This window comes from Marinobacter maritimus, from assembly GCF_007671675.1.
Taxonomy (GTDB): domain Bacteria; phylum Pseudomonadota; class Gammaproteobacteria; order Pseudomonadales; family Oleiphilaceae; genus Marinobacter; species Marinobacter maritimus.
On the sequence record NZ_VCGW01000003.1, the window covers coordinates 156,926 to 169,608 of the forward strand.

General features: G+C 57.1%; 12 protein-coding genes. 3 read left to right on the forward strand and 9 right to left on the reverse strand.

Translation table 11 applies throughout. From position 1 onward, the window contains the following. Positions 1-17: 17 nt before the first annotated feature. The 5 genes from FFI90_RS12900 to FFI90_RS12920 all read right to left on the reverse strand — a co-directional run bounded on the left by FFI90_RS12900 (position 18) and on the right by FFI90_RS12920 (position 3,514). Entirely contained in the window at positions 18-863 is an 846-nt protein-coding gene (locus FFI90_RS12900; RefSeq protein WP_144778484.1) for a formate/nitrite transporter family protein, read from the reverse strand. Between the two features lie 303 nt (positions 864-1,166). Continuing rightward, a complete protein-coding gene (locus tag FFI90_RS12905; RefSeq protein ID WP_246123571.1) occupies positions 1,167-1,910 on the reverse strand; it encodes an energy transducer TonB in 744 nt (247 codons plus the stop codon). Further along, positions 1,907-2,317 carry an ExbD/TolR family protein gene (locus FFI90_RS12910; protein WP_144778485.1) on the reverse strand — a complete coding sequence of 137 codons (411 nt, stop codon included), beginning with the start codon at positions 2,315-2,317 and terminating at the stop codon, positions 1,907-1,909. The genes FFI90_RS12905 and FFI90_RS12910 overlap by 4 nt, the downstream gene beginning before the upstream one ends. Further along, a complete protein-coding gene (locus FFI90_RS12915; RefSeq protein WP_144778486.1) occupies positions 2,314-2,709 on the reverse strand; it encodes an ExbD/TolR family protein in 396 nt (131 codons plus the stop codon). The genes FFI90_RS12910 and FFI90_RS12915 overlap by 4 nt, the downstream gene beginning before the upstream one ends. Next, positions 2,696-3,514, reverse strand: a complete 819-nt coding sequence (locus FFI90_RS12920; RefSeq protein ID WP_144778487.1) for a MotA/TolQ/ExbB proton channel family protein — start codon at positions 3,512-3,514, stop codon at positions 2,696-2,698. The genes FFI90_RS12915 and FFI90_RS12920 overlap by 14 nt, the downstream gene beginning before the upstream one ends. A gap of 202 nt (positions 3,515-3,716) precedes the next feature. Between FFI90_RS12920 and FFI90_RS12925 the strand changes: the two genes are divergently transcribed. Continuing rightward, positions 3,717-6,056: a sensor domain-containing diguanylate cyclase gene (locus FFI90_RS12925; RefSeq protein ID WP_144778985.1), complete on the forward strand. Its 2,340-nt coding sequence runs from the start codon at positions 3,717-3,719 to the stop codon at positions 6,054-6,056. Between the two features lie 22 nt (positions 6,057-6,078). Here the strand turns inward: FFI90_RS12925 and FFI90_RS12930 are convergent, their stop codons facing one another. Both FFI90_RS12930 and FFI90_RS12935 read right to left on the reverse strand, forming a co-directional pair. Next, positions 6,079-6,846, reverse strand: coding sequence for a sulfite exporter TauE/SafE family protein (locus FFI90_RS12930; protein WP_144778488.1), 768 nt, complete (start codon positions 6,844-6,846; stop codon positions 6,079-6,081). Continuing rightward, positions 6,837-7,976 (reverse strand): transglycosylase SLT domain-containing protein, encoded by a 1,140-nt coding sequence (locus tag FFI90_RS12935; RefSeq protein WP_144778489.1) that lies wholly within the window; start codon positions 7,974-7,976, stop codon positions 6,837-6,839. Before FFI90_RS12935 ends, FFI90_RS12930 begins: the two co-directional genes overlap by 10 nt. Before the next feature lie 52 nt (positions 7,977-8,028). Here FFI90_RS12935 and FFI90_RS12940 point away from each other — a divergent pair, with 52 nt between their 5' ends. After that, positions 8,029-9,528, forward strand: coding sequence for an amidase (locus FFI90_RS12940; protein WP_246123573.1), 1,500 nt, complete (start codon positions 8,029-8,031; stop codon positions 9,526-9,528). 149 nt (positions 9,529-9,677) lie between these two features. Continuing rightward, a complete protein-coding gene (locus FFI90_RS12945) occupies positions 9,678-10,325 on the forward strand; it encodes a hypothetical protein (protein WP_144778491.1) in 648 nt (215 codons plus the stop codon). A 69-nt stretch (positions 10,326-10,394) separates the two neighbouring features. On the opposite strand, the gene FFI90_RS12950 is transcribed toward FFI90_RS12945, so the two are convergent. After that, entirely contained in the window at positions 10,395-11,507 is a 1,113-nt protein-coding gene (locus tag FFI90_RS12950; RefSeq protein ID WP_144778492.1) for a HupE/UreJ family protein, read from the reverse strand. Next, positions 11,507-12,583, reverse strand: coding sequence for a tetratricopeptide repeat protein (locus FFI90_RS12955; RefSeq protein ID WP_144778493.1), 1,077 nt, complete (start codon positions 12,581-12,583; stop codon positions 11,507-11,509). Before FFI90_RS12955 ends, FFI90_RS12950 begins: the two co-directional genes overlap by 1 nt. Positions 12,584-12,683: the final 100 nt, after the last annotated feature.

Genomic DNA, 12,683 nt, shown 5'->3' on the forward strand with positions numbered 1-12,683 from the left:
GTGTCCACGTCAGTCATTTAGTTGGAACGCGCCAGTTCACCATTAAAGCTGCCAGGCACCGTGCGTTTGGGTGCTGTACGAATGTGCGTGGTGTAAAGGGTGAGGCCGGTAAAAGACAGGCCGCCTACCAGGTTGCCCAGGACCGTCGGGACCTCGTTCCAGATGAAGTAGTCCATAATCGAGAACTCGCCGCCCATCATCAGGGCGAACGGGAACAGGAACATGTTGACGATTGAATGCTCAAAGCCCATATAGAAGAACAGCATGATCGGCATCCACATCGCCAGCACCTTGCCTGGCACCGTGGTTGAAATCATGGCGCCAACCACGCCCATGGAAACCATCCAGTTGCACAGCATGCCGCGCAAAAAAATTGTCATCCAGCCCGCAACGCCGAATTCGGCATAACCCAGGGTTCGAGCCTTGCCTACGCTGGCAATCTTGTCGCCTACTGCACCGGGGTCGGTGTTGAAGCCGTAGGTAAAGACAAAGGCCATAATTACGGCCACTGTCAGCGCACCACCGAAGTTACCCAGGAACACCCAGCCCCAGTTGCGCAGAATGCCTTTGGTATCGACTCCAGGGCGTCTGTCCAGAAGAGCCAGTGGAGTTAGCATGAATACCCCGGTGAGCAGATCAAAGCCCATCAGGTAAAGCATACAGAACCCCACCGGGAACAGTATGGCGCCCGCCAGCGGGCTACCGGTCTGAACAGCCACGGTAATGGCAAAGACTGCAGCCAGAGCCAGAATGGCACCGGCCATGAAGGCCCGGATCAGAACGTCTCGCGTGGCCATGTAGATTTTTGATTCACCGGCGTCCACCATTTTGGTGACGAACTCCGAAGGCATGATGTAAGACATAGGGTAATCCTCTGTGCTTTTCTGGCCGTCTTTCGACAGGCGAAAAAAAACGGCGCCGCTCACTGGCTACCGTTGGATTGGCAGGTGTGAGCAGACGCCGTCGTCTGAAATAAACTTGTGTGTGGGCAGACAACCAAGGCCTGCTGAACACGTCTCAGCAGGTGTCGTGCCAGTCTTGTCGGTTTTCTGAAAAAGCTTTTTTGTTCAATGGGTAATGCGAGATAGAGCGCTCAGGGAAAGTCCGCGCAGCGTGGACTTTCCTGCACCGGCTCAGTGCGATTTGGGCAGCAATGGTGCGGAAATTCAGCGCAGGCTGAATCTGACGGGGAGTGCGTAGCGAAAGGTTTGGCCAGACATGCCATCGGGGACTGAAGGTAATGGAGCTGCTTTCTCCAGCATGGAAAGGGCGGCTTCGTCCAATAAGGGGTGGCCGGATTCTGTTCGCAGGCTGTGGCCGAGGAGTGAGCCGTCCCGGCGGAACTCGAAGGTTATAACCGGAGCGCCTTCCTGCCCCAGCCTGCGTGCCCGGCGGGGATATTCGTAGAACCGGGACAGGTGCCGGCTGAGCCGTGTCAGGTAATTCTCGACTGCCGAAGGATCGCCGGCATTCTGCAGTGGAACCGATGACTGCGATTGAGACTCTCCTTCTTCAGGCGACAGCTCTGAAGCGTTTCTGGCCATAGCCTCTGGCGGAGAATGATCGGTGGTTGACGAGGGTTCGGCTTCCGCGACCATTTCTGGCTCTGGCTCTGGCTCTGGCTCTGGCTCTGGCTCTGGCTCTGGCTCTGGCTCCGGTGTTGGTTCAGGTTTCGGCTTCGGTGCGGGTCTGGTTTCCTGCACAGGTTCGGGGCTGGCGTCTTCTGCGGGAGCCGGAGCGGGTTTGCCTGCAAGCGAGATTTTGATAGCCGGTGCTGTATTGACGGCCGCATTGCCAAGTTGATTTATCTCAAGGGGCTTCTCTGGCGCTGCGGCCATGATGATGCCAGCGCTCAGTATGACGGCGATAACCAGCAACCCCAGGCGGGCGGCCCTTCCTGTGTTCGTCACGTTTCTGGCTCCGTCAGCAGCAGGATTTCCTCATAGCCACCCTGCTCCAGCATTTGGAAAAGCGTTTCAAGGTGAGCCATGGAAAGGGTACTGGCAGCAGCAATTTTCAGTGGGTTCTTTGCGTCGGGCTCCGGCAGCCTCTGAAGCAGGGCCTGCGCGTTTAGTGTTTCTCCATCTATGCGCCAGTTCCCCTGGCCATCAACCAGCAGATCGGCATGGGGTGACTGTTGTTCAGCGCTCGCTGGTGTAGTCGGCAGGTCGGGCAAGGGGGTGTCTGCCAGCTGGCCTGCCACAATGAAAAACATCAGTAGCAGAAAAACCAGGTTAATGAGCGGCAAAAGCGCGTCTTCAACCCGTTCCATTAAAGACTTGCCGGAGGTCGAAGGCGGTGGAACCAGTTCGGTCATGGCGTTTCTTCAGTCGCGCGTTTCCAGTGGGTCTGGATGCCATTTTGAGACAGTTCACCAAGGGCAGCTGTGAACTGGCTTAGCTGAGTTTCCGGAGTGGTCGTGAGATTTACCTCGGAAATACCGGCCCGGCGAAGCTCGGCCAGCAATTGGCCGATTGGAAGTGTGAGCTCCTGCCACTTCACGTTGCCTTGTTGCGAGACGGTCAGCAGCGGCAGTGGTTCACCCGACACGGTGTTGCGCCCGTCGGTGTTGTTGGCTAGCTCAAGATGATCCACCGGCAGAAGCCGGCTGGTCAGCATAAAGAACACGAGCAGGATGAACACCACATCAATCAACGGTGTTATGCGGATCGGTATTGGCCGGCTGGGCCTGGGTTCAACCAGTTGCATGAGCGAAACGCTGCCTGTCGCGAGTCCCCGATTCCTGTTCGGCTTCTGGCTCCGCACGGGATTGGTGCGCCGCCGCCTGGGTTGGGGCTTCACTCGCGGGCACACTGACATGCTCCTGTTGGCCAGTGAAGGCTTCAGGCGTCACGCTGAGTACAGAAACCAGGGTGCTGTTGATAATTTTATGAATACGCCGCAACCGGAATTCGATCCAGGCAGCCAGAGCAGCGAATGGAATAGCGACCACAAGGCCAGCTGCTGTTGTGGTCAGGGCTTCGTAAATGCCGCCGCTTAATTGGGACGCATTGGCGCGGCCCGCAGTTGCGGCCATGGCGCTGAAGGCCTCCATCATTCCCAGAACGGTTCCCAGCAAGCCAAGCAAAGGCGCAAGGGCAGCGATAACTTCAATGATTTTCAGGGGTGCTTCAAAAGGTTCCAGCGCTTGCTGAGCATCCCTCGCTGACGTCTCGCGAACCTGCCGAGCGTCCTGATTGTTCTGCTGTGCCTCAATGGTATTGATCACCAGGTTCAGCAGGGGGTTCAGTGTCGCCCATCGGTTGGCCTGCAGACGAATCGCTTGCGGGTGCACGCCAGAAGGGTTCTGTTGCCAAAGCGTAATAAGACTTTTAAGTTTTCTGGATAATCTGGGCGCGTAGAGTGTACCCACGAGTAACAGGTAGATAAACGTGACAAGTCCAAGAACCGCCATGGCAAGCAGCACCATCATGACTGGGCCGCCCATTGCCAGCAGCTGATTGACGGGGCCATCTGTCAGTGCGGAGCCGAAGGTTGTCAGGGAATTGTTCATGCCGGTTAACGCTCTTGCTGAAACATCATGATAATAATAGCGATTATCATTGCGTTTGCAAGTCTGTAATCCTTCAGTCAGTACGCCTCTGTTAGAATTCATGTCGCGATTGAACGCACTCTTTGCAAATAATCTCACTCAAAACCGGAGGCCGCACCATTAACACTCAATCCCTGCAGAACGGAGTAACTCTGCTTTGCTGATGGGTCGTTGGCTGGACAGTCTGGTTAACCGGGCCGTACTTCTTGTTGTGGGCCTGGTTGTTTTGACGGCGCTTCTGGTGGCGCTCGCGGGCTCGCTTCTCAGTCGGTCCGAGCTCGAACAGCAGGCCGCAAACCAGGTGGAGACCATTGCGCAACTCGTCGCCGGTGAACTGGACGACAAGTTGTCACAGCGCCTGGAAGCACTGAGCCATGTTGCGCAGGGGTTTGCCATGAGCGAGGCGGCTTTCGACGCGCGTGCAAAAATCCTGATGCGCCGCCAGACGGCATTGCAGCACCTGTTTGATGGTATTTATCTGATTGACGCGCAAGGCAAAGTGATTGCTGAGCACCCCGAGTCCCGGAATCTGATTGGCTCGGATGTCAGCAATCGTTCTTACTTTCGCCTGGCGTCCGAGCAGTTCACTCCCCTTATCAGCGAGCCCTACCGCTCGCACTACCAAGGCAAACCCGCGGTAATGATCGCCGCCCCTTTGTTCAATAATAAGCAGCGTTTTATTGGCGTGCTAGGAGGCGCAATTTCGCTTGCTGGCGAGCACCTTATAGAAGAGTTTTCCGGTATCCCGATTGGTAAAACCGGTTATCTGACCATTGTCACCCGCAGTGGTATCGTTCTTGCCAATGGTCGTACCGGCGAGGTGATGAAGCCGTTAAAAACCGTCACCCCGACGCTTAAGGATGCTCTGGACGGTTTCGAGGGTACTGCCAAAACACGCAGCAGTCGGGGCGAAAGCATCATTCTTTCGGTTCAGCAGATGTCTCAGGTGCCTTGGTTCGTGGCGGCTGTGTGGCCGGCAAGCGAAGCATACGCGCCAGTTACTCGACTCAAGGATGCGTTTCTCTGGGTTTTGCTGCTTGTGATCCTGCTGATTGTTCCGGTTGCCATGTGGCGCTTTCGCCGTCTGATGGCGCCTTTGGGGGAGCTTGGATTACAGGTGCATGAACGCCACTTGGGCGTCCGGAATAAACCTGTGCGGATCTCTGGTGGCTCGGAAATCAGTCAGGTCGCTGAAATATTCAATATGGTGATGGATGAGCGTGACGACGTTTTAAGCTCCCTGGCCGAGCGCGAGGCGTTTTTCCGATCACTCACGCGGGGCGCGCCTATCGGTATTGTGCAGGCCGATGTTCTTGGTCGTATCGATTTTGTGAACCCGGTGTTTGAAAACATCATTGGCATGAAGTTGGCACAGCTAAGCGGCACGCATTTGTTCGATTATGTCTCGGGTGATGATCGCGATTCTGCGGTGAAAGGCTGGCAGCAAGCCCTGAAAAAACAGGAGGTATTCCGTGATCGTTTCCGGCTGCAAGGGCCGAACGCCGGGTCTCCTGTTTGGTGTCAGGTAATGACAGCGACTCTCGAAACTCCTGAAAAGGTCATGGGCACCATCACGGTTGTGCGGGATATTTCCCATGAACTGGAGGTAGAGAAAGCGCTGCGGGACGAGCAGCTAAGAGCGAAAAATATACTCAGCGTGATGCAGGACGGCGTGCTGATGGCGGATACGGGCGGTGTTATTCGTTACGCCAATCATGCGGCTGGCCGTTTCCTGGGTGCCGATGGAGAATATCTTGGCAAAAATGTTTTTGAGCTGGTCGGCATTGATCATGAGAATCATCCGCTCACCCATGAGTGGTTTCTTGACCGTGACGATCTCGACAGCCTTTACGTGACGCTCCGCAATGGCAGCGGTGATGTTTTCGATGTGGATCTCAGCATGATTCATATTCGCCAGGGGCGGAAGAACGAGCGATTGGTTTTCGTGCTCCGGGACGATGCCGAGCGCAGGCGTGAAGAAGAAAGATTGTCCTGGGAAGCAACCCACGACAGCCTGACGCAACTGCTGAACCGTCGTGCCTTTACAACATCGCTGAACAAATGCCTCAGCGAGATGCCGCGCCAGGATGCGACCTCTGTGTTGATGCTCATTGATCTTGACCACTTCAAGCCGGTGAACGATGAAGGTGGGCATTTGCTCGGTGATGAGTTGCTCCGGCGCCTTGCCGATTTGTTCAAAGAGACGGTACGTCAGTCTGACACCGTCGCCCGACTGGGCGGTGACGAGTTCGGTATTATTCTTCCTGCTTGCGGCCTGGCCCGAGCAAAGACTCTTGCGGAACGCATCCGCGCCGGTGTTGAAGCGTTGAGAATCGAACACGAAGGCCGCATGTTTGGCGTTACCGCGAGTATTGGTATGACCGAACTGCTGCTTGCAGATCGCGATCCCAAAGACGTGGTCGCCCGCGCAGATCAAGGTGCCTATCTTGCCAAGTCGAAAGGTCGGAACCGCGTTGCCGTTATGCCTGTGGCGGAGCCATAGCGGAAGCAATAGCAAGGGACGCTCAGATCCACCAGTCAGCCGCCAGGCTGGCCTGCCAAATCAAGCGCAACGCCAGGATGGTCAGAACCAGGTTGAGCGCTTTGCTGAACCAGTGATTGTTGAGGGAGTTCAGAACGCGCAGGCCTAGCCAGGTGCCTGCAAAGCCGCAGGCAACCATGGCCAGGATAAATGGCAACCAGTGGGCAAACACGAACCCAGTCACGCCAAAAACCAAGGCTTTGGGAGCATGTTGCAAGATCATTGCAGTAGCAAAGGTCGCGACGGTGCGGAACCTGTCCACATGGATCTGTTTTATGAAGGCCGCCACCAGTGGCCCTGTAGCGCCTACAAAAAGACTGACAAAGCTGGTCACTGCAGCGGCGATAAAGACTCCAATCTGGCCGAGCGCGCTTTTGGGCAGCGCCGGACCCCAGCACAGATAGAGCACGAACACCGCTATTGTCAGTTGCCACAGATAGGCTGGAAGGCTCACCAATAACCAGGCGCCCGCCGCCGCACCTACGATAACGCCGGGTGCAAAAGCGGCAATAGTTCGCCAGTCGATATGCTTCCATGTCAGCACCGCCCGGCCACCGTTGGAGCCCAACTGAATCATGCCGTGTACGGGAATAATTGCGGCAGCAGGCATCCATGTGGCCATCAGGATCAGCAAAAGAACACCCCCGCCGGCGCCCAGACTGGCGGTAATCATCGATGTGATCACGGAACTCACCAGCAGAAAAAGCGCTACTGACAAGCTCAGGCTCTCCGGGAGCAGGGCTATTTCCACGCGCAGAATTCCGCGGGTTTGAGCTGAGGTGTTCGGCACAAGGCTTCGGTCGCCAGTTGTACGTCGGCCACATAGTACAGTGAGGCCAGCCCCAGTCTGTCGCGGCCCAGGTTGTGAAACACCATACCAAACGCGATGTCGCCGGCGGTAAAGCGCTCGTGATTGGCGGCAAAATATTCTGCTGGTTTCGCCAGAACCTCGTCATCGAGAAGCGCCTGAACCCGACCTGCGCCACCGTGGTAGGCCTGAACCAGCATCAGCACAAACAGCTCATTGCGCTTGCTTTCGGGCAGTTGACCAAAGCGTTCGTCAAAGGCTGGCTGCAGGTTGCGGGCATTCTGATGCATCAGGCGCAGCGCACAATCAATCTGCGCCAGCCGGTGCCAGTAATTCTGGGGTTTGATTTGGCAGTCTTTCAGTGCGGAAGGCGAAAGCTGGAGTATACCCTTCGCGTTCGCTCGGGAGTGAGCTCTTGCCTGCCCACCGCTTTCAATCAGAATCTGCCCAGCCAGATATCTGGGTAATACCTCTGGCAAAGCAAAGCGATTTTGTTCACTCCGGCGCTGAAGGATGTACATAAGGGCGTCGTGAAGAGATCCAGGTTTTTCGGAGGTTGCGAACGAGAGATCGTCCCAGGCGCCCCATACTCGATCTCTGGCGCGCGCGCCCAGATAGCGGCCAACGGCAAGGTCGAGATTTACATGGGGCTGGTCGCACGCCAGCGCGAACGGGTAGCCTTTGGTGTCGGTATCGCCGGCAACCCAATCTACGGTAAGCCCTTTTTCGTGCAACGACCGGCGAGTATCGTTCAGGCGCTTCTGGGTTGTTGCACGGTCGGCGCCGTTGCTGATCCAGCCCAGAAACTGCCCCCGCATGTCGAACAGAATGTGGCGCTCAGGGCTTGAGCAATAGCCTGTCTCTTTGAGCACCCAGCGCCGGATGGTGAGGATGTTCCGGTAAACGCCCTGGCTGACCCAGTAGGGTGAATCCCGCACAATCGCGGTCCAGCCTGGGGTGTCAGCACTCTCATCGCCGGCCATACTTTCTTCGGCCAGTGCAGATGTTTGCACCAGCGTGGCCAGGATGAAAATCAGAGCAAGCTGACGTAAGCTTGCGAATCTTGAGTTCATAAACGATGTGTCCGTGGTATTCCGGGCACCACAATAACAAATGGACGCCGCTATGAAGCAATCTGAATATCTTCGGTATGACGCCACCGCGTTGGCGGATCTGATACGCCGTGGCGAAGTGACCTCCCGGGAAGTATGCGAGGCTGCGGTGGAACGGGCAACCTCTGTGAACGGTTCTCTCAATGCAATCTGCTTTCCCCAGTTTTCCGAAGCCTTGACTCAGAAATTTCCTGAACAGGGCGTATTCGCAGGTGTGCCCTTGCTGCTCAAGGATCTGTCTCAGGAGCAGGCTGGCCAGCCCTGCACTTACGGCAGCCGTGGTTTCAAAAATAACATTGCACCGCAGGATTCCGAGTTTGTGCGCCGTGCCCGTGAGGGTGGGCTGGTCTTTCTGGGGCGGACCGCTACGCCGGAATTCGGTCTCAAGGCGATTACGGAATCTGAGCTCTGGGGGCCATCGCGCAACCCCTGGAACACCAGCCTCACGCCTGGAGGCTCAAGCGGTGGCTCCGGTGCTGCAACCGCAGCCGGTATTGTACCCATGGCCGGCGCCAACGATGGTGGCGGTTCAATCCGCATCCCCGCCGCCTACAACGGTCTGTTTGGCCTCAAGCCATCGCGCGGCCGCATCTCCTGCGGGCCTGCGATGGGCGAATCCTGGACCGGCGCCTCATCAGACCATGTGGTTACCCGCACCGTGCGCGACAGCGCTGCCATGCTGGATGTGCTCAGTGGCGCTGCCTCCGGAGATCCTTTTGTCATTCCGCCCCCCGACTGCGCCTACGCTGAGTTGATACAGAAATCATCTGGTAGCCTGAAAATCGGTGTGTTCACGTCGTCTCCTTACGGCACTGAGGTGGCTCCTGAATGTGTTGCCGCGGTTGAGGAAACGGCGCGTATTCTGGAAAACCTGGGGCACACGGTTGAATATGCCCGGCCGGAATTCGATGGCATGGCGCTGGCTCGCTGCTATCTCGGCCTTTATTTTGGCGAAGTGTCCGCCATGATGGCAAAAGCCAAGGAACAGTTTGGCGCCACTGACAGTGATTTTGAGCTGGATACCCGCCTGATCGGCATGCTGGGCAATACCATGCCACTTTCAGACTACGTGCTTCGGCGTCAGCAATGGAATGAATTTGCCCGGGCGCTGGGTGTTTTCTTCGGCAGGTACGATCTTTACCTCTGCCCCACTACTGGCCAGTTGCCCGCCCGTATCGGTGAGCTGGAAACGCCGGCACACCTCAAGCTGGCGGCAAAACTGATGCTGATGCTCAAAGCCGGCAGAATGGTGCATCGCAGTGGCCAGGTGGATCAGATGGCGATGGAGAGCCTCGCCCGAACGCCGTTCACCCAGCTTGCCAATCTGACGGGAACGCCGGCCATGTCGGTGCCTATGCACTGGACGGCCGAGGGGCTTCCGGTCGGCGTGCAACTGGGCGCACCAAACGGTGGTGAGGGCGCATTGCTGCAGCTGGCGGCGCAGCTTGAAGAAGCCGCGCCCTGGTTTGGCTATTACGAGCGGCTCGACAATGCCTTCGCTACCGACGGCTGATTGGAGTTCTGACAGAGGGGTTCGACAAGGCGTTGTGATCCGTTGACCCAAAGCCCACGTTTATCTTTATATGCCTAACAGGCTATGCTGTGTATCAGGGAGACCATCTTCCTGATTTACCCTGATGGCATCGAGGAGGCGAGCGCATTATGAACCAACCGATGGCAATCGATGAACTGGTATCCGTAGCACAGGCAGAAGCCATGGGAGAGCTCGATGCTCCGATGATGGCAATTGTTCTGGCCAGCGAACAAAGCTATGACTTGCCCATCAACTCACTTGAAACCGATGCCGACAAGGCACGCTGGGGATTGATTCTCCGTGCGGCCCGCGAGCATGTTGAAGCGGATGCCGTGGCGGTTCTGTACCCCGCCTGGACAACCATCCGGCATAAAAAAAAGGAAGTTACAGAAGATGACGGCGATGAAATCTCTGGTGAGGCTTCGGCAGACAGCCTTGGAGCTTCAGCAAAAGACGACGCCGAGGAAGAGCCAAACGAGCCGATAGATACCTTGTTTGTGCAGCTGCATACCCGGGATCACGTTTACTGGCGTGGCTTTGAGCAAATCCGGGATCCAAAACACCAGCGCATCATCGGCTTTCGCCGCATCAAGGCGCTGTCCACGGATTACCGGCGTGATGAAGAGCCTTCAATTGCATCCTGGCTAAGTACGCTGTTTGATCCTTTGCCGGAACACGGTGAAGAGACAGACGTTGATCTTGAACTGGCGGATCTTCTGGAGGAACCCGAAGTCAGTGCTGCACTGTATCCGCGACAATTGCGGGCGTTGCACTAGCAGATAATCCTGAAACCCTGAGTTGAAGAGCCGGGCTTGTTGCCCGGCTCTTTGCTGTACGACGCCTCTCTAAATAGCCCCGGCCCTTTCTGCGACCCACATCAAGCTGACGGTGCCTACCCCCATGAGAATCAATGGCACGATAAACCGCTGATAGGCTCTGACGTGTGCCATGGCATAGAGCAACGGGAAGCCGATGATCAAAAGGCCGAGTTGCCCGAATTCCACTCCCAGATTGAAACCCGCAAGCGCAAGGGCCAGGTTGGAAACACCCCCGGTCAGATCGCCCAATACGCTGGCAAAGCCGAAGCCGTGGATCAGCCCAAAGGCGAACGCCAGCTTCCAGGTTTTCCGCCCCATAAAAGGCCAGGCCACATTCAGTGCAGCCGCAGCGATGGAAAACGCAATCCCAGTCTCAACCCAGGCGATGGGGAGCCGAACAATATTCAACGCCGACAGTGCCAGAGTGATGGAGTGTGCCACGGTAAAGGCGGTCACAATGCCCGCTAACTGCAGCAGCCGCGATTTGAATGAGCGGGCTGTGCCCTGATTGCTCTGTCGGCGGATGATCAGCGTGGCCGGCAATACCAGCACGAGCAGAAACAGCATGTGATCGAGCCCGATCAGCAAATGGATAACGCCTTCACGAAGAAACGTTGTGAACGTGCTCCACGGCCCTGCCGCACCACCTGCAAGATCGACAGTCTGCCGGTCCGGGGCAAGTACCGCGAGAGATTGAGCCTCTCCCGATGTAATCTGTACCAGCCCCCGGTGCAGGCTGTCCTGATCGAACAGCAAGCTGTATTCAATCTGTTCCGGAAGCTCGCCCTTGGGGCAGTCGACCTGATATTGGGTGGCAAGATAGGGGCCATCGCTGTGGGAGCTCAGCCCCCAAGCCAGTCCTCTGAGTTTGCAGACACCTTGCTCGCCGGTCAGAGTAATGGCGTTTTCAACAGCTTGCGTGGCGAGCGTTCGCTGGGCGCGTAGCTCCTGCCCCGTTATCCTCTGGTCGCCATTGGCATCCAGGGGAACCAGCAGCGCGAGATCCCGCAAGGCTATGTCGAATCGTATCTCGGAAGCGTCCATATCCACGTAGAGAAAGCTGTCGCTGGCCTTATGGGCAAAGGCTATGCTCGCGAAAGTCGCCATAATCAGCACTGCCAAAAGCTTTTTTGCAGACATCACGACGCCTCCGGATAGCGGGCATCAGATTGATTTTGCTGCTTGAGCCATTCATGTAGCCGGGCCAGCACTGCCTCGTCTTGCGCAGCAAGCGCGGCTCTGAGTGCCAGGCGGGTATCCAGGGGTTCACGTTGTGACGTCCAGTTGGCCATGGCGTACTGCAGGGCAGCATCTGGGCGCTGTTCGATATCCAGCTCGAAGCGGGACAAGTCGCGCTGGTGCAGCATGGAGCCGCGCCACAGGGCTTCGTCGAAGCGCTCACGTAACCGGGACGCCAGCGCAGCTGCGTCGGGATGGTTCACGCGATGTAAGGCAATTGCACGGATGACCGCCAGACTGTCCACGGCTTCATAACCTTCGGTTACGACCAGAGCCTGCCTGGGGTTTTCATTCTGCAGGTACCAATCGGCCAGCTGCGCCCGGGTGTACAAGTCGTCCGGATCCTGGCTCAGCACTTGTTGCCAGTGCCCGGCCGCCGAACCCTGGCCAAGCTGTGCCGCGATATCCCCCAACGTACCCTGAGCCCAGAGAAATCCCTGAATGGATACGTTACTCAAGGAGCGGGTTGCGGTAGCCAGTTCGTCATAAGCGACTTTGGCGGAGCCGGTACGAGCCGCCACCTGGGCGTGACAACTCGAGGCAATCAGGCCGGGGTACTCAGTTGTCAGTTGCTCACACAGAGGCCGCGCCCGGTCATACTGCCCCTGAACCATCTCGATGTTGGCCAGGGTTAACAGGGCCTGAGCTCTCTGTGCCGGTGCATCAGAGCGGTCGAGAACGGTGTTCAAATCCTGCCTTGCTGCGTCGAACCGGTGCAGGCTCTGCGCCAGGGTCGCTCTCAGCACCAGTAATGGGTCGTTCAGTTCCTGGCTGGCCTGCTGATTGAACAGGCGCTCGGCATAGCCCAGAAAACGGGGGTCGCCGCTGCGCCTTGCTTCGGAGATCAATCGTTGAATCTCCCGGGCCATGGTTTCCGGCGAAGAAGGGGCGCTATCACTGGCTGGCGCAGAGGCCGGCAGCGTTACCAGCACCGCATCGTCATCAAAATCGCTTTGAATTGGGCTCGGAGCTGCCATAACGGCTGAAGAGCACAGCAGGCCAAACCCAATCCAAAAAGCCCCCCCGCGCCGAAGCGCAGGGAGGGAAAAGACCGGATGCAAAGACGTTTGGGTCCGG